The sequence below is a fragment of the Lentibacillus halophilus genome, assembly GCF_039522485.1.
Taxonomy (GTDB): Bacteria; Bacillota; Bacilli; order Bacillales; family Amphibacillaceae; genus Lentibacillus; species Lentibacillus halophilus.
On record NZ_BAAADM010000054.1, the window covers coordinates 410,682 to 436,838 of the forward strand.

The window sequence follows — 26,157 nt, forward strand, 5'->3', positions numbered from 1 at the left end:
CATCCACCCCCAAGATTTTTTACCTCAGCAGCGATTGGATCTTGGTTGCAAACCCATCATCCAGTATAGCTGCTGCCACTCGTTGTGTTTTGCCGATGGCGTTTGAGAGGGTTTCCCTGTCCTCGACAAAAACAAATGGCACGTCATAGGTTTCACACTTATTTATGAGTTTTTTTCGTGTACGTGTACCGATATCATCTGCCAACAGAACCAGTTTTGCCCTGTTTTTCCGGATATCGTTCACAATGATGTCTTCCCCCAGGGAACACTTCCCTGCGCGATAAGCGAGTCCAATGATACTCAAATAATTATTTTTCATCGGTCTTCCCTTCTGCAGTCTGTTTCAGTTCTTCATATATGGACGGATCAATGTGTGTGTTGAGTTGACGACCAAGAAGATCCGCCTTTTTTGCTCGTACAATCACGTCCGGATCCGCTGAAACATAGGCACCTCGTCCGTTTTTTTTGCCGGTGAGGTCAATAAAAACCTCGTTTTCTTTATTACGGACAACCCGGATGAGTTCTTTCTTTGGTTTCATTTCATTCGTTACAACGCATTTTCGGTACGGTGTTTTCTTTTTTTTAACCATTGGAATCCTCCTTATTCAAACAAGTCTTCTTCATTGTCAGAATAAGAATCATCAAACTCATCAAGCTCATCGTCATCATCCGCTATAAGACCTTCTGCACGTGCTTCCGACTCGCTTTTAATATCAATCTTCCATCCGGTCAGTTTAGCCGCAAGACGTGCATTTTGACCTTTTTTTCCGATGGCCAACGACAATTGATAATCTGGTACAATCACTGTGGTCGCCTTATCGTCCTCATCCACGAGAACGTCCACCACTTTGGACGGGCTCAGGGCGTTGGAAACGTAGACAACAGGATCATCTGAAAACTCGACCACATCAATTTTTTCACCCTTCAGCTCATCAACAACAACTTGTATCCGCTGTCCGCGCTGACCGACGCATGAACCGACAGCATCAATTTCCGGATCGTCAGCATGAACAGAAATTTTAGACCGATCGCCGGCTTCACGAGCCACGGATTTTATCTCCACAATACCATCATAAATTTCCGGAACTTCCATTTCAAATAAGCGTTTTAACAATCCCGGATGTGACCGTGATATATAAATCTGCGGTCCTTTGCTTGTATTTTCAACTTTTGTAACAAATACCTTCAGCCGATCATGCACGTAGTAGTCCTCGGTCGGCATTTGCTCCGATTCAGCTAGTTTTGCTTCGATTTTACCAAGATTGACATAAATAAAACGCGAATCTTTACGAGATATAATGCCATTCATGACATCTTCTTCACGATCGGCATACTCACTAAAAATAACGCCCCGTTCCGCTTCTCTTACACGTTGAGTGACAACTTGTTTGGCTGCCTGTGCTGCTATTCGGCCGAAATCTTTTGGGGTTACTTCCACTTCGATGACATCATCAACCTCATAATTCGGATCGATTTCCCTCGCTTCATCTAAGGATGTTTCTTCTAGACTGTTTTCAATCTCTTCCACAACCGTTTTGCGTGAAAGCACTCGTAATGATGACGACTCCTCATCAATATCAATACGCACATTGGATGCTGATTTAAAATTCTTCTTATAAGCGGAAATAAGAGCGGCCTCGAGTGCCTCCATCAATATATCTTTATCAATCCCTTTTTCCGTTTCTAAATAATCAATGGCATCAAACAATTGATTGCTCACTTTCATTTTCCCCCTTTACAATGTGACCGCCAATCTCGCTTTTGCAATTTTGTCATATGGTATTTCCGCAATTTTTGTGCGGGTTTTGATTTTATATTCGATGGATGCTGTTTCTCCGTCAAATGTTTTTAATATCCCCTGGTGCTCTTTATCTCCATCAATGGGGGCATACAGTTTCACATAGACGTTATTGCCAATATTTTTTTGAAAATCATCTTTTGATTTTAACGGGCGTTCAACACCTGGTGATGACACTTCCAAAAAATAAGATCCTTCAATGGGGTCTATCTCATCAAGCTTTTCACTGAGCTGTTCCGAGACAATACCACATTCGTTAATATCAACACCGCCATCTTTGTCAATATAAACCCGAAGGAACCAATTTTTGCCTTCTTTCACATATTCAATGTCAACCAATTCCAGCCCTTTTTCTTCTAAAATAGGCGTTGCTAATTCTCTGGTCGTTTTAATGACATGAGAACTCACACAAACAACCTCCTTTTATTCAATTGTGATTATTAACCAGTTTGAATCATTTTTACACATTTTATTGTGTAAAAACTGCTAAGCAATTGCTGCACTACTTAAACGCCGTTGTTCGCTGTTCAAATTGAACAATTAGGAAGCAAATCCAACGATAATATAAACCCCCTGCCGGAAGATGGCAAGGGGGAGTAAGTGCCGAAGTCAGCAGTATGAATAAAGAGTGGGGGAGACCCACTCTTTCATCACTACGTGTCGTTACGTACTTTTAAACTATAGCATAATTGAACGATTCATGCAACGATTTCTTATTTTTGCCATTTAGTCTTAAAACAGAGATAACTGATTCTGATTGGCCATCCCGTCCAAACAGCCATGGTTATCCAAGTATTCCAATACCGTTTTGGATATGCGACTTCGCTGAAGGAGGTCTTCTTTCGACAAAAATTCACCGTCTTCTCTGGCATTAACAATGTTGATAGCGGCATTTGTGCCCAGGCCATCCACGGCATCGAATGGTGGTATTAGTGACTGACCATCAACCTTGAATTCCGATGCCTTTGACTGATAGAGACCCACTTTCTGAAACGAAAACCCTCGTTCACACATTTCCAGTGCGACTTCCAATACGGTTAAGAGACTTTTTTCTTTAGGTGGCGCATCGTTTCCTTTTGCCATGATATCTTCTATACGTTGTCGGATTGCCTGAGATCCTTTAATCATCGTATTCAATTCAAAGTCGCCAGCCCGAACAGAGAAATAGGCAGCATAGAAATAAATCGGGTAGTGGACTTTAAAATAAGCAATTCGTACTGCCATTAGTACATAAGCAGCAGCGTGCGCTTTCGGGAACATATATTTAATTTTTTTGCATGACTCGATATACCAGTCCGGGACCCCGTGATTTTTCATTTCGTCTATCCACTCATCTTTCAGTCCTCTGCCTTTTCGGACATATTCCATAATCGTAAAGGCCATGGATGATTCAAGCCCCTTTTGGAGCAGATAGACCATGATATCATCACGGCAGCCGATGACATCCGGCAGTTCACAGATTCCATCATTAATCAGCTGTTCAGCATTGCCGAGCCACACATCCGTCCCGTGCGACAATCCCGATATGATGACAAGTTCCGCAAACGTATCCGGTTTTGTATCTTCCAGCATTTGTCGGACAAACCTTGTACCGAATTCCGGTACTCCCAGTGTACCTGTTTGACAATTAATCTGTTCCGGAGTGACACCGAGCGATTCCGTTCCGGAAAAGATTTTCATCATATCTGCATCGTCCGTTGGTATCGTTTTCGGATCAATGCCGCTTAAATCTTGCAGCATGCGGATCACCGTGGGATCATCGTGTCCGAGTATATCCAATTTCAACAAATTGTTATCGATGGAATGAAAGTCAAAATGGGTCGTCTTCCATTCACTGTTCCGGTCATCAGCCGGGTATTGAATCGGTGTAAAATCATAAATTTCTTTATCTTCCGGAACAACGATGATGCCGCCCGGATGTTGGCCTGTTGTCCGCTTCACACCGGTACAACCTTGAACCAGACGATCAATTTCGGCATTTTTATATACAATTTGTTTGTCGGAAGCATATCCTTTTACATAGCCAAACGCTGTTTTTTCTGCAATGGTTCCGATGGTTCCGGCACGATAAACATTTTCTTCTCCAAACAGCTCTTTTGTATAGTTATGGGCTTTTGGCTGATACTCACCGGAAAAATTCAAATCGATATCCGGAACTTTATTTCCCTTAAATCCCAAGAATGTTTCAAAAGGGATATCTTGGCCGTCTTTTGTCAACGGCACACCACAATTCGGGCACGATTTATCCGGCAAATCAAACCCGCTTCCGACCGAACCATCTGTGATAAAATCGCTATAACGACAGTTGGTGCAAATATAGTGGGGCGGCAGTGGATTAACTTCAGTAATCTCGGACATCGTCGCAGCGAGCGACGAGCCGACAGATCCGCGTGAACCTACCAAATAGCCATCGTCAAGCGATTTTTTTACTAGTTTATGAGAAATAAGGTAGATGACGGAAAACCCGTTACCGATAATGCTGGAAAGCTCATTTTCTAGCCGGTCTGTCACTATTTCAGGAACGGGATCACCATAAATGGATTTAGCCTGGCTATAACAGAGATCCCTCATTTCCTGGTCGGCGCCTTCAATTTTCGGTGTGAACAGACCATCTTTCACCGGTGATACATCTTCAATACGATCAGCTAATGTGTTGGTATTATCCACCACGATTTCCTTAGCCTTGTCGTCACCGAGAAAATGGAAGCAATCCAGCATTTCATTTGTTGTCCGGAACTGTGTATCCGGCAATGTCTGCCTATTCAATGGGTTTCCGGACTGGGACGCGATTAAAATTTGTCGGTAAATTTTATCATGCTGCTCCAAATAATGGGCATTGCCCGTCGCAACGACCGTTTTGCCCATTCGCTCGCCCATGTCGACCAGGTTCGAAATAATATCCAAAATTTGCGCCTCGTTTTGAACAAGCTCTTGTTCAATCAGATGCGCATAATTGGCCGGTGGTTGAACTTCAATATAATCATAAAATGCAGCAACTTTTTCCGCTTCATCCGACGATTTTTGCATCATCGCTTCAAACACTTCACCTTTGTCACAGGCTGAGCCAACCAGAAGCCCTTCACGGAATTTCTGCAGCAGGGATCTCGGTATTCTCGGTACACGGTAAAAATAATCGATATGAGCTGCTGAGACGAGCTTATACAGATTTTTTATCCCCACATCTGTCTGTGCCAGCAGAATGCAGTGCGATGGACGGGAGCGTTTATACGCATCTCCTTCGCCCATATGGTCATTTAATTGCCGGTGATTGATGATATCCTTTTTCAAAAGTCGCTGAACCAGCTTCCACATGAGATAACCCGTAGCTTCCGCATCATAGATGGCCCGGTGATGCTGGGTCAGCTCGATATCCAAATGCTTACACATCGTATTTAAACGGTGGTTTTTCAAATCCGGAAAGAGAAGCCGTGACAACTCCAGTGTATCAATAACGGGATTAGCGATTTTATCAACACTCATTCGTTGAAACCCCTGATTCAAAAAGCCTATGTCAAAACTGGCATTATGCGCTACAAGGATACAGTCATCCATCCATTCATGAAATTTGCCTAACACGTCATCCGCATCGGGAGCGTCTTTCACCATATCATCCGTAATCCCGGTTAGATCAGTTGTCGTCTGTGACAATGGATGGTGAGGGTTGGCAAAGGATTCAAACCGATCAATCACTTCACCTTGATGAATTTTCACACCTGCCAGCTCTATAATCGTATCGTAAACAGCGGAAAGTCCTGTTGTTTCCACATCGAAAACAACATAGGCGCCGTTTTCCAAACCGACGTCTTTTTCATTATAGGCAATGGGTACACCATCGTCGACCAGATTGGCTTCTACACCATAAATAACTTTAACCCCATGCTTTTGACCGGCTTCATGTGCTTCCGGAAAGCCTTGTACGCCGCCGTGATCTGTAATGGCAGCAGCTTTATGTCCCCAGGAAGCCGCCTGCTTTATCAATGCTGTCGGTGACATGACCGCATCCATTTGACTCATGGTTGTATGTGCATGGAATTCAGTACGCTTCTCGTCTTCCGAAGCGGTGTCCTGGCGTTCTTGTATTTTGACTTCATGAATGTCATTGGCCATCATGGCAAGTTCATTGGTATACATATCTGTCTGAATGCTTCCTCGGGCTTTAATCCACATGCCTTCTGTCAATGATTTAAAAACTTCTGCGTCTTCATCACCTTTGGAAAACATTTTTATTTGTAAAGAATCCGAATAATCCGTTGCTTTGACAATCAGCAAGCTTCTTCCGGAACGCAACTCTCGAATTTCAGCTGAAAAAACATAACCCTGAACCGTAACCCGTCGTTCTTCATCCTGAATGGCTTCCATTTGCATTGGTTCATCTTCAATTTTATAACCGAGCATAAATGGTTTGTTTTCTGTCTCATATTGTTTTTCTTGATCACGTCTTTCCTTCTCCTGTACTGTCTTCATAACCAATTCCTGATCTTCTTGTGCTTTCTGTTCCCTGAATTTGGCTAAATCTTCGGGTGATGTTTCTTTCACTTCAACATCAATGGTAAGAGGCGGTGCTCCAACTTTTTTACAATAATCCTGAAATGGTTTCTCCAACCGTTTTTTAAGTTGCTTTCCTTCCGCCTCGTTTCTTGCGGTCAGCATCATTTTTTGATTGGATACTTGTGGAATCTGGTCAAAAACAAGATCTTTATAAGCTGGTGACAAATCGGGGACGGATTGCAAAAATATTTGCCAGTAACCTAAAATAGTCGCCTCTTCCACATAAGTGTCTTCCGTATATAATGTTATATCAACATACGCTAATGAACTGAATGTTTTCTGCAGATTATTATAAAAGAGTGAATACACATGAGCTGGGAGCAATTGATTCACTTGAATATGAAAATGCCATAGTTTTTTCTCTTTAAGGACTTCCAATTTCAGTAATTGACTCTCGTGGAAATAGGAATGATTCTCAGTTTGGCTCATCCCAATCTGATCGAGAAGCAAGTTCATTTTTTTACTTTTCGAAATACCCATTATGATGTCCCCCTGGTTTCATTCAAAAAAATCAACCATAAAGTTGTGAACCCTTGCCGTGTTTGCCGGACAAGGGTTCACATCGAAAGCTGGTTCCTGTTTTTAGAAAAGTCGCTGAATATCGTTCCATGTGACAACAATCATTAAAAGCATCAGCAGTGCAAGACCGACGAAATGAACAATACCTTCTTTTTGCGGATCGATCGGCTTGCCCCGGACAGCTTCAATGCCGACAAAAAGTAAACGTCCGCCATCGAGAGCCGGGATGGGCACCAAATTAACAATTCCCAGATTAATGCTTAAAATGGACATCCATTGCAAAAATGTCTCAAAGCCTGATTGCACCACTTGGTCTGTTGTGTCGTAAATACCAACAGGGCCTGACAACATCTCGATGGAATACTGTCCGGTTATAAGTTTACCTAAATTGGTCAAAATCAATGTCGTGGTATTATATGTCTGTTCAAACCCGTATTGAATTGTTCCGACAAACGATTTCTCGGAGGCCCGCCGTACACCCAATTGTCCTTGCGTAGCATCTGTCCCCCGGGTTTTGACTTCAGCAGGTGTGACAGATAAAGATTGGGTATTGTCATTACGCTTCACCGTCATATCCAGTTCTTCGCCAGGGCTTTGCCTAACGATTTGCGTGAACTCGTTCCATCCAGAAATGGCGTTGCCTTCAATCCTGACAATTTCATCCCCTTTTTGAAAACCGGCATCAGCAGCAGGAGTATCCGATACCACACTTTCAATTAACGCTTTGTCGGAAGGGACTCCAAAAGCAATACCGACAATGAAGAAAATAACAATCGCTAGGAGAAAATTCATCATCGGTCCGGCAAACAGTTGCATAGCTCTTTTTCCAACACTTTTGGAAGCGAATTGACGATCAAACGGCGCAATCTGTGTTTCTTCTTCATCCATAACCAAAAAAGCTTTGCGGTCAACGGAAAAATGTAATGTCTCACCTTCTTCATCCGGTTCGTAGCCCTCAATCATTAATTGATGATCCAAATCTGCACGTTCCACCTCAATGATTCTTGCATCCGGATGTTTTGATTTATGGTTGACTATGATTTTTTGCACGTTTCCATCTGCATTGAATTCAAGTCCAATATGCTGACCTGGCTTTAATTCGATAATTTCCGGGTCATCACCGGCCACCCGGACATAGCCTCCAATCGGAAGCAGTCGAATGGTATACACCGTTTCATTTTTAGTGAATGAAAACATTTTTGGTCCAAATCCGATAGCAAATTCGCGAGCAAGCATTCCCGCCCGTTTTGCGAAGATAAGATGGCCAAACTCGTGAATGAACACAAGCAGACCGAACATGAATATAAACGCAATGACTGTGGTCAATGAAACCACCTTCCTTTAAGTAATGAGAAGTCCGTATGTGTCATAGGTATGGACGCATCGTTTTCAGATTTCAATCAAAAAATTGAATGAAATGCAGGAACGGTAACACAAAGATTAAACTGTCCAGCCTGTCCAGAATGCCGCCATGCCCGGGCAATACATTTCCGGAATCTTTGACACCGTAAAAGCGTTTGAACGCCGATTCGACTAAATCTCCTATTTGTCCAAAAACCGATGCTGAAATCGTAACAATAACTATAACTATCATATCATATTCAAAAGGATAAACAATATGAAAGAAAATACCAATGACACAGGCCAGCATAATACCGCCAAGCGCACCCTCAACTGTTTTGTTCGGGCTGATTTCTGGCCATAGCTTATGTTTACCGAAAGCGCGTCCGAAAAAATAAGCCCCTGTATCGGTTGCCCAAATGACAAGCAATACATACAACAAATTGGCAAGCCCTTGTATATTACTTCCTGCATCTCGTGTTTCAATCGAATAGAAAAAACCCATTCCAACATAAATTAAACTCAATATAATAAAGCCGGCATCATCAAAAGCAAATTTATTTTTAGCCAGTACCGTATAAGCTAGCAGAAAAAGGACAAATATCATAATCAATTCCATTTTTCCGATGACTGGCCATACAGCTGCGAGATCAGGAATCAGAACAAGCCATAATAAAATAATAGCCAATACAACGGGGGTATAATACGTACCGATTTTGCGCATACGGATCAGCTCAATCAAAGCCGTTGTTGCAAGCACATACACAAGTAATCGAAACAGGGTTCCGCCGACTGCCATGAACGGAACAAAAATAATAAATGCCAGTATGGCTGTCAGAATTCGTTGTCTCATCGATCGTTCAACACCTTATACGCCTCCATAACGTCTTTTTCGACGCTGATAATCAAGGAGCGCTTTTTCAAACATTTCTATCGAGAAATCCGGCCATAATACATCCGTGAACCAGAATTCAGAATAGGCAACCTGCCATAATAGAAAATTGCTCAGCCGTTTCTCACCGCTTGTACGGATGAGTAAATCGGGATCAGACAATCCGTTCGTATAAAGGTATGCTCCAAATGTTTCTTCATTAAGTGAGTTCAGGTTCAGCTTATCATCATCAACGTCTGTGACGATTTGTCTAATAGCTTGCATAATTTCAAATCTACTTCCATAGTTTAAAGCAAAATTTAATAATAATCCATTATTATTTTTGGTTTTTTCTTTAGCATAGTGAACAGCCTTTTTGGTATGATCAGGTAACAACTCGATATCACCGATGGTTTCAATCCGGACATTGTTTTCTATAAGTTCAGGCAAATAAATATGTAGAAATTCTTTCGGTAGCCGCAGCAAATAATCAACTTCCGAATCCGGTCGCCTCCAATTCTCGGTTGAAAAAGCATAAAATGTCAGGATTTCAATACGATTGGATACGGCAGCGTTTACCACTTTTTGCACCACATCCATACCTTCTTTATGGCCGGCAATCCGCGGAAGCCCCCTCTTCTTTGCCCAACGGCCGTTTCCATCCATAATAATAGCAATATGTTTCGGCACCGTATCAAGCCCGAACTGTTCTTTTATGTTTGATTTCTTTTTTTTAAAAAAAGGAAGTCTCATTGATTGGTCCTCCGATATCGTTAATGCTCTTTATAAATAAAGCAGGGTCGGGGAGTATTATGATCAGAAACAGCACAGCCACACATGCCGTATAAATCGTATATGCTGTTCCTTATAAGGATGAATAACCACTGTATGAAAGGAATGAATTGCTGTGTGGTGATGCCGATATGGAAACAAAAGCCCTCTTCAGCAAGAGGGCTGTCGTTGCTCATAAATGGTATACCATTACGTTATATCTCCAATATTTCTTTTTCTTTCTCTTTTACAAGGGCGTCAATTTTGCCAATTTGTTGATCCGTTTCTTTTTGAACATTATCTTGTTCGTTTTTTAGATCGTCTTCGGTCAAATCGCCATTTTTTTCGGCTTTTTTAAGTTGATCATTAGCTTCACGGCGGACGTTGCGAACCTGTACACGTGAGTCTTCAGCATATTTCCCAACAATTTTACCCAGTTCTTTGCGGCGTTCTTCTGTCAATGTTGGAATGTTGATGCGGATAACACTGCCATCACTTGAAGGAGACAATCCAAGGTCAGCTTTTTGAATGGCTTTTTCAATATTAGAAATCGATGACTTGTCAAATGGGGTGATAACCAACAGTCTTGCTTCTGGCGCAGAAATATTGGCCAGCTGGTTAAGTGGCGTCATGGCACCGTAGTAATCAACTTTTACACCGTCCAAAATAGCAGGATTGGCACGTCCGGCTCTGACCGTTGCCAAACTTTTAGAGAAAGATTGTACAGCTTGTTCCATTTTGCTCTTCGCTTCTTTTACTATATCATCAGCCATCATTTATTCCCCCTTATCATTGTACCAATTGGTTCGCCTTGTAGAACACGTTTAATGTTACCTTTTTCCATAATTGAAAAGACAATAAGTTTGATATCATTGTCCATGCACAACGATGATGCTGTCGAATCCATAACCCCGAGTCCTTCGTTAAGCATTTGCATATAAGAAATCTCTGTATACTTTTCAGCGTCCTTGTTCACTTTCGGGTCATCCGAATATACACCATCAACACTGTTTTTGGCCATCAGAATGACTTCAGCTTCAATTTCAGCAGCCCGCAGTGCAGCTGTTGTATCTGTTGAAAAATAAGGATTGCCTGTACCAGCGGCGAAAATGACAACACGTTTCTTTTCAAGATGACGGATTGCTTTTCTCCTTATGTATGGTTCGGCAACTTGCCTCATTTCTATGGATGTTTGCACTCGAGTTGGAATGCCGCCTTTTTCCAAACTGTCCTGAAGCGCCAGTGAATTCATGATGGTAGCAAGCATTCCCATGTAATCAGCAGTAGCACGATCCATCCCCATTTCACTGCCTACCTTGCCGCGCCAAATGTTACCGCCGCCGACAACGACAGCAACTTCTACACCAAGTTCAGCGACTTCCCTCACTTGTGCTGCAATCGACTGAATGACTTGCGGTTCAATTCCATATCCATGGGTGCCACGTAATGCTTCTCCACTTAACTTTAACACAATTCTACGGTAATGAGCTGTTGTCATACGTACCTCCATCAAACGTCATATTATCAGCAAGCATTCATAAGCGTTTGCAAACCGCTTTTAACGACATAGGGAACGCCTATACCGGGTTCCCTGTGTCGTTTAGTCGTTTTAATTTTTCATTTGGTTCTTAACTTCTTCAGCAAAGTTTTCTTGACGTTTTTCCATTCCTTCGCCAACTTCGTACCGGACAAAGGTTTTAAGTGACGCATTTTTACCGTCAATATATTGTTTCACTTTTTGATCCTGATCTTTCACAAAATCCTGTTCAAGCAGGCAGATTTCCTCAAAATATTTGCCGAGACGTCCTTCAACCATTTTATCGACGATATGCTCGGGCTTGCCTTCATTCATCGCTTGTGTCTTCAATACATCTCGTTCTTTATTAACTTCTTCTTCTGGTACATCGTCGCGTGATACGTAGCTCGGGCTGACAGCTGCTGCATGCATAGCAATATCTTTGGCAGTATCTGCATCTGTTGTCCCTTCAAGCAATGTCAAAACGCCGATGCTTCCGTCCATATGAGTGTATGCACCAAACGTATCATTATCCGTTTTATTCAACAATGTAAAACGACGCAGCGAGATTTTTTCACCAATTTTCGCAACGGTAGCGTTAATATATTTCTCGACGGTTTCGCCGTCACCTTGAAGTTCTTGCTGCAGTGCCTCCTCAACGGTTTCGGGTTTTTGTTTGAGAATATGCTTCCCAAGCTCACTGAGCAATGCTTTAAACTGATCGTTTTTAACAACAAAATCCGTTTCGCAATTGACTTCCAAAAGAACAGCCGTATTATTGCTCACTTCAATATGTGCGGCTCCTTCAGCAGCAATGCGATCAGCTTTTTTAGCTGCTTTGGCCATTCCTTTCTCCCGCAAAAACTCCATTGCTTTATCCATATCACCATCTGTTTCTTGAAGTGCTTTCTTGCAGTCCATCATGCCGGCACCTGTTTTTTCACGCAAATCTTTAACAAGTTTTGCTGTTATTGCCATCGTATTTCCTCCTTTTGTATTATAATCATCGTCAATTACTCTTAAAAAAAGGTGATAAAAGGCTCGCATCCCCTTATCACCTATCCTCTCACCTTTTACTCATTATCTGTTTCTGATTCAGCTTCAGTGTCTCCAGCAGGAACGGCTTGGGCTTGTTCCTCTGTTTCCACATCTTCTGTTTCCTCTCCTTGTTTCACTTCAAGGACAGCATCCGCCATTTTGGACGTCATCAGCTTAACAGCACGGATGGCATCGTCATTTGCGGGAATGACATAGTCAATTTCATCCGGATCGCAGTTGGTATCAACCATAGCAATAATCGGGATGTTCAATTTATGCGCCTCCGCAATGGCAATTCGTTCTTTACGCGGATCAATAACAAACATGGCATCCGGAAGTTTGTCCATTTCTTTGATTCCACCCAAGAATTTAACAAGTCGGTCTTCCTCTTTTCTAAGACCCATCACTTCTTTTTTCGGAAGTAACTCAAATGTTCCATCTTCTTCCATACGTTCAATATCCTTCAAACGGTTAATACGCGTGCGTATAGTCTGGAAGTTCGTAAGCGTTCCGCCCAACCAGCGTTGATTCATATAAAACATACCTGAACGCGTTGCTTCATCTCGGACAGAATCCTGTGCTTGTTTTTTCGTTCCGACAAATAAGATGGAGCCACCATTGGCTGCAATATCTCGCACATAATTGTAAGCTTCTTCAACCTTTTTGACCGTTTTTTGCAGGTCAATAATGTAAATGCCGTTACGCTCCGTGAAGATATATTTTTTCATCTTCGGATTCCATCGGCGTGTCTGGTGACCGAAGTGCACACCGGCTTCTAGCAGTTGCTTCATTGAAATGACTGACATAATCCATTCCTCCTAATGGTTTTTCCTCCGCTCAAGATCATCTTTGTATTATGACCATATTGATAAACTGAACATTGCTCTCAACAAATGGCACCAATGATACAAATCACTTGGCGTGTGTATTTGATTTGTGTTTATTCCTGAGTTAAACACAGTCTTACACCAAAAATAAATATATCATAACAAGAATAACCAATCAAGGGTTATGTTAGGCATTGTTTTGAAATTTTATCACCGTTTTATTAACGTGCCATTTTTCGCTGGTGATTATCCCGGAATTGAACATTACCGGATTTCATTTTACATGATAGTTCACCAGATATATAATATTCTCTCAGTTCGTTATTGTTCCGGCATTTTTAGATAATCTTTGACACGTCGGTTCAATGCTTTTGATACAACTGCCACAAAAAACAGCTACCTTTTTGATAGCTGTTTTTGTGTGTCATTGTTGATGTTTACCTTGAACGAAGCTTATCAAGTTCAACCAGAAATTTGTCATTCAATACCTTGATATACGTTCCCTTCATGCCAAGGGACCGTGATTCAATGACGCCAGCACTTTCAAGTTTTCTGAGAGCATTAACAATTACCGATCTCGTGATACCGACCCGGTCTGCTATTTTACTTGCAACAAGGAGTCCTTCCTTACCATTAAGTTCCTCAAAAATATGATCAATGGCTTCCAGCTCACTATACGATAGTGAACTTATGGCCATTTGCACGACAGCTTTGCTTCTGGCTTCCATTTCAATTTCTTCCGTTTTTTCATGCAATATTTCCATTCCAACCACTGTGGCACCATATTCAGCAAGAAGCAGATCATCATTATTAAATTGATCGGTCAGTCTGCTTAATACGAGTGTTCCGAGTCGTTCACCGCCGCCGATGATGGGAACAATAGTGGTTAGTCCGCTTTGAAACAGTTCGCGGTTTTCTTCAGGAAATGCCGTGTACGGACTGTCAATACCAAGATTGGACGTCGTTTCATTAAAATTGAATAAGCCATTTGTATATTCTTCAGGGAATTGCCTTTCTTCAAGCACGGTTTTCATGCGCTCGTTTTCAATCTCTTGGTTAATCGCCACCCCGAGTAGCTTTCCGCGTCGGCTGACAATAAACACATTGCCTATAATCGCATCTCTTAATGTTGCGGACATATCATTAAAATCAACTGATTTTCCTGTCGTTTTCTGCAGCATGGCATTAATTTTTCTTGCACGGTGTAATAGTTCCATAATTTTTCCTCCATTTCGTTGTCATTCCATTTTAGAGAATGAACTGACTCAAATCTTTATCATTTACAATATTTTTTAATTTCTCATCAACGTAGGAATCGGTAATTTCAACAGTTTCCATCGTAATCTCAGGAGCCTCAAATGATAAATCTTCCAACAATTTTTCCATAATCGTGTGAAGCCGTCTTGCACCAATATTATCGGTTTCTTGATTCACTTGAAAAGCAATTTCCGCCAATCTATCCACAGCTTGGTCGGTGAACACAACATTTATACCTTCCGTTTTTAATAATGCTGAATATTGTTTCAACAATGCATTCGATGGCTCTTTCAATATACGCTTAAAATCTTCGACAGCCAGTTTGTCAAGTTCCACACGTATTGGAAATCTTCCCTGCAATTCCGGTATTAAGTCAGATGGCTTTGCTGTATGGAAGGCGCCTGCAGCAATGAAAAGCATATGATCGGTTTTTACCGGACCATGTTTGGTGACAATCGTCGACCCCTCGACAATGGGAAGAATATCACGTTGCACCCCTTCACGGGAAACGTTCCCAGAATTGTCCTCTTTACCGGAAACTTTATCAATTTCATCAATAAAGAGAACGCCTGTCTGTTCGGCACGGTCAATGGCTTCTTCAGCCGCCTCTTCCATATCAATAAGCTTCTGAGCTTCCTGCTGTGTCAAAACGTCTCTGGCTTCTGAGACAGGAAGTGTCCGTTTCTTTTTCTTTTTCGGCATAAATTGACTGAGTGCATCTTGCATATTCATACCCATTTGTTCCATTCCAGAACCCTGTAACATATCAAACATGGAAGGTTGCTGTTCGTCTATTTCAATGGTTACTTGATGATCTTCCAATTCACCCATTGATAACTGATGTTCCACTTGTTTCCGTTTATTTCGAGTGTCTTCATCGTTGTCTGATGACTCATCATCCTGTTGGTCATCATCTTGTGAAGAAAATAACATTTCAAACGGATTCTTCATATTGGATTGCTTCTTTGCCTGTGGAACAAGTAGTTGAACGAGACTTTTGTTCGCTTCTTCACGTGCTTTATCCTTCACGTTTTCCATTTTTTCTTCTTTAACCATGCGAAGAGCCATTTCCACAAGATCACGTACCATGGATTCCACATCACGTCCGACATACCCAACTTCGGTAAATTTTGTCGCTTCGACTTTAACAAAAGGGGCATGAACCATTTTCGCCATACGGCGGGCAATTTCTGTTTTACCGACACCGGTCGGACCAATCATCAAAATGTTTTTAGGAACAATTTCATCTTTTATTTGCTCATCAAGCTTCGTACGCCGGTATCTATTCCTCAAAGCTATGGCTACAGACTTCTTGGCATCCGCCTGGCCGACGATATAGCTATCAAGCTGATCAACGATTTGTTTCGGTGTATAATGAATACCCATAAACAAAAGCCTCCTTACTAATCAAGAACCTCCAGGGTAATCTGATTATTGGTGTATACACAAACCTCACCAGCAATCTCCAAAGCAGCCCGGGCAACCTCCTTGGCTGTCAGATTGCTTGAATACCGAACCAAAGCTCTTCCGGCACTGAGTGCAAAGTTCCCGCCTGAACCGATGGCGAGAATGTCATCATCCGGTTCAATAACTTCTCCAGTCCCGGAAACCAGAAACATCTTATCTTTATTCATGACAATAAGCATGGCCTCCAGTTTTCGGAGGACTTTATCACTGCGCCATTCTTTAGCCAATTCAACAGCTGATTTGGCAAGATTGCCGTCAAATTCCTTCAGTTTTCCTTCAAATTTCTCAAACAATGTAAATGCATCCGCCACTGAACCGGCAAACCCCGCCAGAACCTGATTATTATATAGTGTTCGGACTTTTTGGGCTGTGTGTTTCATGATGGTTGCATCTCCCAAGGTAACTTGCCCATCACCACTCATAGCACATTGTCCATTATGCCTAAGGGCAAATATGGTCGTTGCATGCATCTCAGATGTCACGATCATCACCTCTTTATAATTATTGATCCTTTGCTCGCGGATGACTGTTCATATATACACTGCGCAGTCGATCTTTGGTTACATGTGTATAAATTTGTGTTGAGGCTAGATTCTCATGTCCCAGTAATTCCTGGACCGTTCGGAGATCAGCACCTTCGTTCAGCATATGGGTAGCAAATGTGTGCCGCAGTTTATGCGGATGCACATGAACAGTAAGAGCAGCTTTTTCAACCATTTTGTCCAAAATGACACGGATGCCTCTTGCAGTTAGTGCACCGCCTCTGTTATTTAAAAAAACAGCGTCTCCGGGTGTAGATGCAGAAGCCTTTTTCAGCAGTTGTTTTCGTCCATCATCTATGTATGTTTCAAGTGCTATTTCCGCAAAACGTCCAAATGGAATATACCGTTCTTTGCTTCCTTTTCCCTTGATGAACATAGTCCCGATGGTAAAATCAATATCTGAAAGCCGCATGCGCTGGCATTCACTGACACGAATCCCGGTTGCATAAAGTGTTTCAATAAGAGCTTGATTACGCTGTCCAATTGGATCGCTTAAGTCATTTACTTCAAAAAGTTTCTCGAGTTCCTCCATATACAGAAATCCAGGAATCGCTTTTTCAGCTACGGGGAGGTTGATATGGAGGAAGGGATTGCCATATATATTCTCTTCCCGTTCCAAAAACCTGAAAAAACTCTTCAAACTCGAAATTTTCCTCGAAACAGACCGCCTGCCCAACTTTTGGTTATACAAAGACGTTAAAAAGGTTCGGATAACCCGGTAATCCACATCCTGCAGGTTTGTAATCCCTTCCCGATGTAAAAAAAGATAAAATGTTTCAAGATCATCCGTATAATACGTAATGGTATATGGTGACGCGTTCTTCTCAATTTGTAAATACGCTACAAATGCTTTTGTCAACTCTGAAAATTGTTTCACTATGTCACCCCAAAAAACAACGAATAGAGCATATCATACGTAAGCATGTAAGGCAATAAACTTAACGAAATTGTAACAAAATTCAGAAACATGTGCAAACCCTTTAAAGGGAGGTCTTTGAACCAAACACTATTAAAACGCAACCTGAATAAAACTGTCAAGCAAATCACCTTACCAATGCGCAATTATATCTGTTTCCCATATGATAGTCAATAAAGTGAAACATTAATCAGTGAGGTTACTATCCATTGATAGACAGATGTTTCCTCTTACTTTCACATGTAGCACGTTGAAGGAGAAAGTATAAGAGTTTATGGATGAAAAACAATAAATGTATTTCTAATATGATTGTTCAATGGTTAATCATTCACAATACTTTCTGGCTCGTTTAACTACCACAGTAGAGAACTGACCGCCGTGGGTCCACAGCGGTCAGTTCTCTTCGGTTTCCCTATAATCACAGTTTGTGCATTGCACACGTGTTTCTTTCTTTGTCTTTTTCTCAACCATGAATGAACTGCATTTTGGACATGGTCTGGAGATAGGTTTATCCCATGATATGAATTCACACTCCGGATAACGGTCACATCCAAAAAACTTTCTGTTCTTTTTGGACGTGCGTTCGACAACATCCCCTTGTTGACAGCGCGGACACGTTACACCAATTTTTTTAAGAATCGGTTTCGTGTTACGGCAATCCGGAAAGTTCGAACAGGCCATAAATTTACCATATCGGCCCATTTTATAAACCATTTCATGGCCGCAATGTTCACAATTAACTCCGGCAGGTTCATCACGAATTTCCACTTTTTCCATTTCCTCTTCTGCTTTTTCCAGCCGCTTTCGGAAATCAACATAAAATTCATCCAAAACCTGAACCCATTCAGCTTTTCCTTCTTCAACGGCGTCCAAATCCTCTTCCAGTTTAACAGTGAAATCAAGATCGATAACCTTTGGGAAAAACTCTTTCAATATATCAGTAACAATTTCTCCCAATTCAGTTGGAACAAACCGTTTATTATCCAGTTGCACATAACCTCTGCGCTGAATCGTATCCAGTGTGGGGGCATAGGTTGAAGGTCGTCCGATTCCCTGTTCTTCCATGGTCCGGACAAGCCTTGCCTCTGTATACCTTGGCGGAGGCTGAGTGAAATGTTGATTTGGTGTGATGTTATTTGCCTCAACAGTCATACCTTCAGTCAATTCGGGCAAAAATTTATTTTCGTCTTTTTTCTTATCATCGGTTCCTTCAACGTATACCTTCGTAAAACCTTTAAACTTTATTTTTGAGCCTGTTGCCCGGAATTCAACCCCATTATTGAGCAAATGAACCGTCATGGTATCCATGATAGCTGGTGCCATTTGACTTGCAAGGAATCGTTCCCAGATCAGTTTATAAAGACGGTATTGATCCCTTGATAAAATTGGCTTAAGCGACTGCGGATCACGTCCGACGGAAGTAGGTCTGACTGCTTCATGAGCATCTTGTGCGCCTTGCTGTTGTTTCGACTGCCCGGAAGCGCCGAGAAACTTCTTACCATAATTTTCTTCAATATAAGTTGCGGCTTCCTGTTTGGCTGTATTGGATATGCGCGTTGAATCTGTGCGCATATACGTGACGAGTCCGGTAATTCCACCTGCCTTTTTGCCTAGATCAATCCCTTCGTATAATTGCTGGGAAACCATCATGGTCTTTTTGGCCCGGAAATTCAGTTTTCGAGCCGCTTCCTGTTGCAAGGAAGATGTAGTGAATGGTTTGGCAGGATTACGTCTGCGTTCGCGTCGATTCACTTTATCGACTGAAAATGTCTTTCCGTCCAAACTGTCAGTGATTGTTCGCACATCCGATTCTGATTTCAGTTCTTGTTTCTTGCCTTCCACTCCATAAAAAGATCCTTCAAAATGTTCGGATTCCTTCTGAAAGTCAGCTTCTATGGACCAATATTCTTCCGGCTTAAAATTTTGGATTTCTTTTTCCCGTTCAATAATCATTTTCACAGCGACTGATTGTACCCGCCCGGCACTCAATCCTTTTTTAACTTTTTTCCAAAGTAAGGGGCTGATGTTGTAGCCAACAAGCCTGTCAAGAATCCGTCGAGCCTGTTGAGAATTGACCAGGTCATAGTCAATAGATCGTGGATTTTTAAATGATTCTTTAATCGCATCTTTCGTAATTTCATTAAAAACAACTCGGCATTTCGAGTCTTGGTCAACGTTGAGTGCATATGCCAAATGCCAAGCAATAGCTTCGCCTTCTCGATCGGGGTCTGCTGCTAAAAAAACTTTTTTGGACTTTTTCGCGGCGGATTTTAAATCTTTTAAAACATCCCCTTTTCCGCGGATTGTTATATATTTCGGTTGAAATTGATTATCCGGATCTACAGCCATTCGACTTTTCGGTAAATCCCGAACATGTCCCATGGATGCTTTCACCTTGTATTTTTTTCCCAAATAACGTTCGATCGTTTTCGCCTTTGCCGGCGATTCCACGATCACAAGATAATCTGACATATGTTCTCCTCCCACATCAGGACGCATTTATAGAGGTGTGTATTGCAAATCCTATTCAACATTGGAAATCTTCACTAATAGTAAATAGTCAGTTTTCGTTTGTCAACTATGATATGTCGCTTCGAACGTCTATATGTTCCAGTAAAATTCCATTTGCTTCCAGTCGTCGACAATATCTGATGAATCCAGTACTAATTTTGCACCGTCCTGAATCATTCGATTACAGCCTTTTGCGTGTTCGGCAAGCGGGGAACCGGGGAGTGCATATACATCTCTTCCTTGGTCCAGAGCTTGGTCAACTGTAATCAATGTTCCACTGCGTTCCATTGCTTCAATAACAAACGTACCGAATGACAGTCCACTGATGATTCGATTGCGTTCAGGGAAATGATAGCGTTCAGGTGAAGTGTTCGGAGGGTATTCGGATAAAACCAATCCTTTTGCTGCAATTTGCCTGAACAACTGTATATGCTGCTTTGGGTAGACATAATCGAATCCACTTCCCAGTACGGCAATGGTTTTTCCTTGGTGATTCAAAGCAAGATGATGTGCATAGCTGTCAATGCCCATGGCCATGCCACTGACGATAAGCCATCCTTCCTGAATAAGTGGGACCAAATATCGTTTCATTTTAGGCATTGCTTCTGTTGATGGCTTTCTCGTACCAATCACACTGAGCATGGGCTGGTGGGTTAATAAATTGGTGTCTCCCATAGCGTAAAGCACAAGTGGCGCATCTTTAATAGTTTTTAACACAGATGGATAGATATCGTCAACGATGGTTATTAATTTGCAATAGGTCTGTTCATGTTTTATTTGCGATTTCAGATCGGGATTACGAAGATCGGAATGAAATTTAGCGGCTTTTTTGGATGGCAACGAGAAGAACTGACTGATGTTGGAAGACGAACGTTGATAAAATGTTTTGAGTGTGGGGTCGCAGCGTATAAACGCACGTACAGTCCTGCGGCTGATACCACGGCATCGGGTTATATGAATGAGCCGTTCACGAAATGTTTCCAATGAATCACTACCTTTTTTATATTATTGTATGTGGATAACTAAATAGCATTCAGCATAATATAGGTGGAACCCGGAAAGCAAATATAGCATTCCTGGGTTCCTTCAAAACCACTAATGTGTTTTGCATTTTTCCTGCAAACCATTTTCTTTTAGTACGCCAATCATGGTGTCACCAATGTCAGCCGGTGTGGAAGCGGTCTTAATGCCTGCTTCATTCATCGTACGGATCTTTTCTTCTGCCGTTCCTTTACCGCCCGAAATGATGGCTCCAGCATGACCCATTCGTTTTCCTGGAGGTGCTGTCGCTCCACCAATAAAGCCAACAACGGGTTTATTCATATTTGCCTTTACCCATTCGGCTGCCTCTTCTTCAGCTGTACCGCCAATCTCACCAATCATGACGACTGCTTCTGTTTCTGGATCGTCATTAAAATCCTGCAGAGCATCAATGAAACTGGTGCCGTTTACAGGGTCTCCACCGATACCGACGGCCGTTGTCTGACCATAACCGGCTTCTGATAGCTGGTGTACAGCTTCGTAAGTCAATGTGCCGGAACGCGATATAACGCCGATATGACCTTTCTTATGGATGTATCCCGGCATAATGCCAATTTTGCATTCATCAGCCGTAATAACACCTGGGCAGTTTGGACCGACAAGACGCGTTTTTTTGCCTTTCATAGCCCGTTTTACTTTAACCATGTCCATAACCGGAATATGTTCAGTGATGCATATAACCAAATCCAGTTCGGCATCCACCGCTTCCAAAATAGCATCCGCCGCAGCCGGAGCCGGGACGTAAACGACAGACGCATTAGCACCAGTTGAGTCAACAGCATCCTTCACTGTATTGTATACCGGAACACCTTCTACTTCAGTTCCGCCTTTTTTGGGCGTAACACCGCCGACAACCTTTGTTCCGTATTCGAGCATTTGTTTCGTATGAAATTTAGCCGTGCCGCCAGTGATTCCCTGGACAATAACTTTTGTATCTTCATTTACATATACACTCATCTTCGTCCGTCCTTTCTGATGTAATCAATAAATGATTCACTACTTTCAGTTTTTAACCGCAGAAACAATCTTTTCGGCGCCATCAGCCATGGAACCGGCAGATGTGATGTTCAAGCCTGACTCGTCCAGAATTTGTTTGCCCCATTCGACGTTCGTTCCTTCCAGACGCACCACAAGCGGAATGTCAAGACCTACTTGTTTTGTAGCTTCAACGACACCTTCTGCAATGACATCACATTTCATGATGCCACCGAAAATATTGACAAAAATGCCTTTGACATTGTCATCGGACAAAATAATTTTAAATGCCTCAGTGACTTTTTCAGCTGTTGCACCACCACCAACGTCAAGGAAATTTGCCGGTTCGCCGCCGTAATATTTGATAATATCCATCGTGGACATGGCTAGCCCTGCGCCATTAACCATACAACCAATATTTCCATCCAGTGCTACGTAACTCAAGTCGTATTTGGAAGCTTCGATCTCTTTCTCATCTTCTTCATCCAAGTCACGCAATTCAGCAATATCTTTATGACGGAACAATGCATTGTCATCAAAGTTCAATTTCGCATCCAGTGCCATCACTTCACCGTCACCAGTCGTAACAAGCGGATTGATTTCAGCAATGGAGCAATCTTTTTCAACAAATACGTTGTAAAGACCGATCATAAATTTGGCTGCTTTGCCGATTAGTTCGTCCGGAATGTTAATGTTAAATGCGAGTCTCCGTGCTTGATAACCGGAAAGCCCGACCACTGGATCAATGACTTCTTTAAAGATTTTTTCCGGGGTTTCGGCAGCCACGTCTTCAATCTCCGTGCCGCCTTCCTCTGAAGCCATCATCACTACACGGGAAGTCGCACGATCCAGTACAAGTCCAACGTAATATTCGTTTTGAATATCGCTGCCTTCCTCTATGAGCAAACGCGTCACTTCTTTGCCTTCCGGGCCTGTCTGGTGTGTCACTAACTGTTTGCCTAATATGTCATCGGCATATGTACGCACATCATCCGAATTTTTGGCAATTTTAACACCACCGGCATTCCCGCGTCCGCCGGCATGGATTTGCGCTTTCACAACGGTAATATTGCCCTTTAATTTATTAGATGCTTCTACTGCTTCGTCGACCGTATATGCCACATACCCATTCGGAACACTCACGCCGGATTCGCGTAAGATATCTTTGCCTTGATACTCATGAATGTTCATAAATTCATCCTCCCATCAAATTTCACTACATTGTTATTGTATAAAAAAACTGGTATTTGCACAAGAAATAGCGATTCTCATCAACATATGTCTTAATGCACCTGACAATCAAATGGTTATGTAAACGTCATTGTTATTCTACTGGCTAAGAGCATTCTGTACAGGCGAAAATGATCTGCGATGATACGGTGATATTCCCTGTTCCTTCAGCATGTCAAGATGCTGTTTTGTGCCGTAGCCCATATTGGATGCAAACCCGAATGCCGGATACTGCTCATGTAATTTTTTCATGAAATGATCCCGAGTGACCTTCGCTAAAATACTTGCCCCTGCAATAGATATGCTTTCCTGGTCCCCTTTCGTTATCGCTTCGGACGTGCACGGCAGGTTATCAACAGAAACAGCATCAATCATGACGTGGTCCGGTGAAGGATCAAGCTGCTTGACCACACCATGCATAGCCCTTTTCGTAGCTTGATAGATATTGATGTCATCGATTGTTTGATTATCAATCATTGCAATGCTATAGCTGACAGCATTCTTTTTGATCAAGTGAGCGAATTCGTGGCGCGTTCGTTCATTCAACTGCTTGGAGTCATTCAGTCCGAGCAATTTAAAATCATGCGGCAATATAACTGCCGCAGCGACAACCGGACCTGCTAACGGACCACGCCCGGCTTCATCCACTCCTGCTATATAAGTACAGCCATTGGCATAATGTCTCTTTTCATTCCGAGACATGCGGTTAAAATGTTCTTCAAGTGCCTTTTCCTTCAACTTTTTTCGCTCATACCGTTGAATCAGCTGCTGTACTCCTTTGCGTTCATCTGATTTCAATGCATTTATGTATGCCTGATCCAATTCATCTGCTTCCAATGATTGTTTTAATACACCAATGGATTGCTTTTTCAAACGAATCACCTTCGTCTCTTGTTTGTTTCATTATAGAAAACTGGAATAGCGTTTATCCTATCGAAATGTGTATGTCATGCTACTGATACAAAGGAAATAAAAACACTCCAGCGATAGATTTTTATTCATCTATTGCGGAGGTGTCTCCATTGTTAAATGACCAAGTTTTCCTGCACGCAAATCATTGAGAACCAAACCGGACACTTTTTCAAAATTAACATTCCCGCCGCTTTCCAAGGCACCACGTTGTTTTCCGATCGTTACAAATATGTCCCACATGTCGTGCATGTCACGATCAATTCCGTATCGTTCCAGCAATGGCCCAGGATAATGTTCCTGCATATACTGAATGACAAATGCAACGACATCGTCCAACGGCAACAGCTGATCTTTAATCGTACCAATAGCTGCTAGCCTGTAACCAATGATTTCTTCTTCAAACTTGGGCCATAGAATTCCGGGTGTATCTAATAACTCAAGGTCACCTTTCACCTTAATCCATTGCTGCTTTTTGGTCACACCTGGTTTGTCACCGATTTGGGCAATTTTCTTATGGGCTAGACGATTAATCAACGTCGACTTCCCCACATTCGGTATACCGAGAATCATCGCCCTAGGAGAACGCGGATTCACACCTTTCTTTTTTAGCTTGTTCTGTTTTTCCTGACCAAGTTCCTGACCGGTTTGAACGACCTGCTTCATATCGGCTTGATCATTAACATCAACGGCAATAGCGGACATTCCCTGATCATTAAAATAAGCAATCCACCGATCTGTCATCGAAGCATCTGCGAGGTCTTTTTTCATCATGACGATCATTTTTGGCTTCTGATGTAAAATATCCTGAAGCATTGGATTTTGGGAGGATAAAGGTGCGCGGGCATCGACAAGCTCCATTACAAAATCCACTAGTTGCACGTTCTCCTCTGCTTCACGTTTTGCTTTAGCCATATGACCCGGAAACCATTGTATTGGCAACATCCATCCTCCTAATCATGTATTATTCGCATTCGATCAAGCGGCCAGTAAATGAAACTGGTCTGTCCGACAACCCGATCCATCGAAACAAGCCCCAACATTCGGCTGTCTGTGGAGTTATTGCGATTATCTCCCAATACCAACACATAACCGTCCGGAATGGTTTCGTATCCACCAGGAAGATCTTCAAGCTGAAAATCACCTGTCAATGTCTGATAGGAATGCATATCTTCTTTTCGTTCCTGTAAAAAGGGTTCTTTTCTTTTGTCTCCATCGATATATAAATTATCATCTTTAACGGCAACATGTTCGCCCGGCAAACCAATAACACGTTTAATAAAATCTTTTTTGTCTGATGCATGGAACACAACGATATCAAACCGCTCGGGTTCCTGTATATCATAAATAAATTTATTAACAATCATTTGATCACCATCATGCAATGTCGGCATCATTGAGGGACCATCAACAACAATAGGGGCAAAAAAGAACGTTCGTACTATAAACGCTATACCAAATGCAATCAGCAACGCTTTTACCCAGTCAATCCATTCCCTCTTCCGTTCCGTCATAATCCCACCGCCTGTAACAGTCTATATATAGCTTGTTTATTATTATGTCTGTTATTATAGCATGATGTGTTTTATTTCCACAGGGTAACGTCCTGCGTATTGTGATACGCTTATATTAACCATGCTTAAGAAGCAAAAAGGAGCTTGTGTAAAATAACCAAGCCCCTTTTCATCAGTCATTCTATTGGCGAATCTAGCGGCGTTCCTTAATACGCGCTGCTTTTCCGCGCAAATTACGAAGATAGTAAAGTTTCGCACGACGAACAAGGCCGCGGCGGGAAACGTCGATTTTCGCAACACGAGGTGAATGCAATGGGAATGTACGCTCGACACCAATTCCGTAAGAAATCTTTCTTACAGTGAATGTTTCGCTAATTCCACCGCCTTGACGTTTGATAACGACACCTTGAAACACCTGAATACGCTCACGGCTTCCTTCTACAACTCGAACGTGAACTTTAACCGTGTCACCCGCACGGAACTCAGGATGATCGGTACGAAGCTGATCTTTTGTCACTTCTTCAAGTATGTTTTGCATCCTGTTTCACTCCTTCCAAACCAATGCT

The 26,157-nt window shown here is 42.2% G+C and carries 24 protein-coding genes; all 24 read right to left on the reverse strand.

The window, feature by feature from the left end; all coding sequences use genetic code 11:
- Positions 1 to 19 precede the first annotated feature (19 nt).
- The 24 genes from ABDZ72_RS11860 to rplS all read right to left on the reverse strand — a co-directional run bounded on the left by ABDZ72_RS11860 (position 20) and on the right by rplS (position 26,129).
- A complete protein-coding gene (locus ABDZ72_RS11860) occupies positions 20 to 319 on the reverse strand; it encodes a L7Ae/L30e/S12e/Gadd45 family ribosomal protein (RefSeq protein ID WP_343753339.1) in 300 nt (99 codons plus the stop codon).
- A complete protein-coding gene (gene rnpM / locus ABDZ72_RS11865) occupies positions 309 to 590 on the reverse strand; it encodes an RNase P modulator RnpM (RefSeq protein ID WP_343753341.1) in 282 nt (93 codons plus the stop codon). Before rnpM ends, ABDZ72_RS11860 begins: the two co-directional genes overlap by 11 nt.
- Before the next feature lie 11 nt (positions 591 to 601).
- Positions 602 to 1,720, reverse strand: coding sequence for a transcription termination factor NusA (gene nusA / locus ABDZ72_RS11870; protein WP_343753343.1), 1,119 nt, complete (start codon positions 1,718 to 1,720; stop codon positions 602 to 604).
- A gap of 15 nt (positions 1,721 to 1,735) precedes the next feature.
- On the reverse strand, positions 1,736 to 2,206 hold the full coding sequence (gene rimP / locus ABDZ72_RS11875) for a ribosome maturation factor RimP (protein WP_343753345.1): 471 nt from the start codon (positions 2,204 to 2,206) through the stop codon (positions 1,736 to 1,738).
- A gap of 324 nt (positions 2,207 to 2,530) precedes the next feature.
- A complete protein-coding gene (locus ABDZ72_RS11880; protein WP_343753347.1) occupies positions 2,531 to 6,826 on the reverse strand; it encodes a PolC-type DNA polymerase III in 4,296 nt (1,431 codons plus the stop codon).
- A 102-nt stretch (positions 6,827 to 6,928) separates the two neighbouring features.
- A complete protein-coding gene (gene rseP / locus ABDZ72_RS11885; RefSeq protein WP_343753349.1) occupies positions 6,929 to 8,191 on the reverse strand; it encodes an RIP metalloprotease RseP in 1,263 nt (420 codons plus the stop codon).
- 70 nt (positions 8,192 to 8,261) lie between these two features.
- On the reverse strand, positions 8,262 to 9,059 hold the full coding sequence (locus ABDZ72_RS11890) for a phosphatidate cytidylyltransferase (RefSeq protein ID WP_343753351.1): 798 nt from the start codon (positions 9,057 to 9,059) through the stop codon (positions 8,262 to 8,264).
- A 15-nt stretch (positions 9,060 to 9,074) separates the two neighbouring features.
- A complete protein-coding gene (gene uppS / locus ABDZ72_RS11895) occupies positions 9,075 to 9,830 on the reverse strand; it encodes an undecaprenyl pyrophosphate synthase (RefSeq protein WP_343753353.1) in 756 nt (251 codons plus the stop codon).
- Between the two features lie 233 nt (positions 9,831 to 10,063).
- Positions 10,064 to 10,621 (reverse strand): ribosome recycling factor, encoded by a 558-nt coding sequence (gene frr, locus ABDZ72_RS11900; RefSeq protein WP_343753355.1) that lies wholly within the window; start codon positions 10,619 to 10,621, stop codon positions 10,064 to 10,066.
- Positions 10,621 to 11,346 carry a UMP kinase gene (pyrH, locus tag ABDZ72_RS11905; RefSeq protein ID WP_343753357.1) on the reverse strand — a complete coding sequence of 242 codons (726 nt, stop codon included), beginning with the start codon at positions 11,344 to 11,346 and terminating at the stop codon, positions 10,621 to 10,623. Before pyrH ends, frr begins: the two co-directional genes overlap by 1 nt.
- A gap of 111 nt (positions 11,347 to 11,457) precedes the next feature.
- Positions 11,458 to 12,342, reverse strand: coding sequence for a translation elongation factor Ts (tsf, locus tag ABDZ72_RS11910; RefSeq protein ID WP_343753359.1), 885 nt, complete (start codon positions 12,340 to 12,342; stop codon positions 11,458 to 11,460).
- A gap of 95 nt (positions 12,343 to 12,437) precedes the next feature.
- Positions 12,438 to 13,208, reverse strand: coding sequence for a 30S ribosomal protein S2 (rpsB, locus tag ABDZ72_RS11915; protein ID WP_343753361.1), 771 nt, complete (start codon positions 13,206 to 13,208; stop codon positions 12,438 to 12,440).
- Between the two features lie 458 nt (positions 13,209 to 13,666).
- Complete coding sequence (gene codY, locus ABDZ72_RS11920) at positions 13,667 to 14,446, reverse strand: GTP-sensing pleiotropic transcriptional regulator CodY (RefSeq protein WP_343753363.1); 780 nt, start codon at positions 14,444 to 14,446, stop codon at positions 13,667 to 13,669.
- 31 nt (positions 14,447 to 14,477) lie between these two features.
- Positions 14,478 to 15,872: an ATP-dependent protease ATPase subunit HslU gene (gene hslU / locus ABDZ72_RS11925; protein ID WP_343753365.1), complete on the reverse strand. Its 1,395-nt coding sequence runs from the start codon at positions 15,870 to 15,872 to the stop codon at positions 14,478 to 14,480.
- 17 nt (positions 15,873 to 15,889) lie between these two features.
- On the reverse strand, positions 15,890 to 16,435 hold the full coding sequence (gene hslV, locus ABDZ72_RS11930; RefSeq protein WP_343753367.1) for an ATP-dependent protease subunit HslV: 546 nt from the start codon (positions 16,433 to 16,435) through the stop codon (positions 15,890 to 15,892).
- A gap of 19 nt (positions 16,436 to 16,454) precedes the next feature.
- The gene (gene xerC / locus ABDZ72_RS11935; RefSeq protein WP_343753369.1) at positions 16,455 to 17,372 is read right to left on the reverse strand and encodes a tyrosine recombinase XerC; all 918 of its coding nucleotides are present in this window, start codon (positions 17,370 to 17,372) and stop codon (positions 16,455 to 16,457) included.
- Positions 17,373 to 17,804: 432 nt separating this feature from the next.
- Entirely contained in the window at positions 17,805 to 19,883 is a 2,079-nt protein-coding gene (topA, locus tag ABDZ72_RS11940; protein ID WP_343753371.1) for a type I DNA topoisomerase, read from the reverse strand.
- A 129-nt stretch (positions 19,884 to 20,012) separates the two neighbouring features.
- Positions 20,013 to 20,906 (reverse strand): DNA-processing protein DprA, encoded by an 894-nt coding sequence (gene dprA, locus ABDZ72_RS11945; RefSeq protein WP_343753373.1) that lies wholly within the window; start codon positions 20,904 to 20,906, stop codon positions 20,013 to 20,015.
- 111 nt (positions 20,907 to 21,017) lie between these two features.
- The gene (sucD, locus tag ABDZ72_RS11950; protein WP_343753375.1) at positions 21,018 to 21,920 is read right to left on the reverse strand and encodes a succinate--CoA ligase subunit alpha; all 903 of its coding nucleotides are present in this window, start codon (positions 21,918 to 21,920) and stop codon (positions 21,018 to 21,020) included.
- Between the two features lie 45 nt (positions 21,921 to 21,965).
- On the reverse strand, positions 21,966 to 23,129 hold the full coding sequence (sucC, locus tag ABDZ72_RS11955) for an ADP-forming succinate--CoA ligase subunit beta (protein ID WP_343753377.1): 1,164 nt from the start codon (positions 23,127 to 23,129) through the stop codon (positions 21,966 to 21,968).
- A gap of 138 nt (positions 23,130 to 23,267) precedes the next feature.
- Positions 23,268 to 24,041, reverse strand: a complete 774-nt coding sequence (locus ABDZ72_RS11960) for a ribonuclease HII (RefSeq protein WP_425542378.1) — start codon at positions 24,039 to 24,041, stop codon at positions 23,268 to 23,270.
- Between the two features lie 129 nt (positions 24,042 to 24,170).
- Entirely contained in the window at positions 24,171 to 25,019 is an 849-nt protein-coding gene (gene ylqF / locus ABDZ72_RS11965; protein ID WP_343753381.1) for a ribosome biogenesis GTPase YlqF, read from the reverse strand.
- 11 nt (positions 25,020 to 25,030) lie between these two features.
- Positions 25,031 to 25,591: a signal peptidase I gene (gene lepB / locus ABDZ72_RS11970; protein WP_343753383.1), complete on the reverse strand. Its 561-nt coding sequence runs from the start codon at positions 25,589 to 25,591 to the stop codon at positions 25,031 to 25,033.
- A 193-nt stretch (positions 25,592 to 25,784) separates the two neighbouring features.
- Entirely contained in the window at positions 25,785 to 26,129 is a 345-nt protein-coding gene (rplS, locus tag ABDZ72_RS11975) for a 50S ribosomal protein L19 (protein ID WP_343753385.1), read from the reverse strand.
- Between the last annotated feature and the right edge of the window lie 28 nt (positions 26,130 to 26,157).

Coding starts and splice junctions, on each gene's coding strand:
- ABDZ72_RS11860 (WP_343753339.1), bottom strand. CDS start 319: ATGAAAAATAATTATTTGAGTATCATTGGACTCGCTTATCGCGCAGGG.
- rnpM (WP_343753341.1), bottom strand. CDS start 590: ATGGTTAAAAAAAAGAAAACACCGTACCGAAAATGCGTTGTAACGAAT.
- ABDZ72_RS11880 (WP_343753347.1), bottom strand. CDS start 6,826: ATGGGTATTTCGAAAAGTAAAAAAATGAACTTGCTTCTCGATCAGATT.
- ABDZ72_RS11890 (WP_343753351.1), bottom strand. CDS start 9,059: ATGAGACAACGAATTCTGACAGCCATACTGGCATTTATTATTTTTGTT.
- uppS (WP_343753353.1), bottom strand. CDS start 9,830: ATGAGACTTCCTTTTTTTAAAAAAAAGAAATCAAACATAAAAGAACAG.
- frr (WP_343753355.1), bottom strand. CDS start 10,621: ATGGCTGATGATATAGTAAAAGAAGCGAAGAGCAAAATGGAACAAGCT.
- pyrH (WP_343753357.1), bottom strand. CDS start 11,346: ATGACAACAGCTCATTACCGTAGAATTGTGTTAAAGTTAAGTGGAGAA.
- tsf (WP_343753359.1), bottom strand. CDS start 12,342: ATGGCAATAACAGCAAAACTTGTTAAAGATTTGCGTGAAAAAACAGGT.
- rpsB (WP_343753361.1), bottom strand. CDS start 13,208: ATGTCAGTCATTTCAATGAAGCAACTGCTAGAAGCCGGTGTGCACTTC.
- codY (WP_343753363.1), bottom strand. CDS start 14,446: ATGGAACTATTACACCGTGCAAGAAAAATTAATGCCATGCTGCAGAAA.
- hslU (WP_343753365.1), bottom strand. CDS start 15,872: ATGGGTATTCATTATACACCGAAACAAATCGTTGATCAGCTTGATAGC.
- topA (WP_343753371.1), bottom strand. CDS start 19,883: ATGTCAGATTATCTTGTGATCGTGGAATCGCCGGCAAAGGCGAAAACG.
- sucD (WP_343753375.1), bottom strand. CDS start 21,920: ATGAGTGTATATGTAAATGAAGATACAAAAGTTATTGTCCAGGGAATC.
- sucC (WP_343753377.1), bottom strand. CDS start 23,129: ATGAACATTCATGAGTATCAAGGCAAAGATATCTTACGCGAATCCGGC.
- lepB (WP_343753383.1), bottom strand. CDS start 25,591: ATGACGGAACGGAAGAGGGAATGGATTGACTGGGTAAAAGCGTTGCTG.
- rplS (WP_343753385.1), bottom strand. CDS start 26,129: ATGCAAAACATACTTGAAGAAGTGACAAAAGATCAGCTTCGTACCGAT.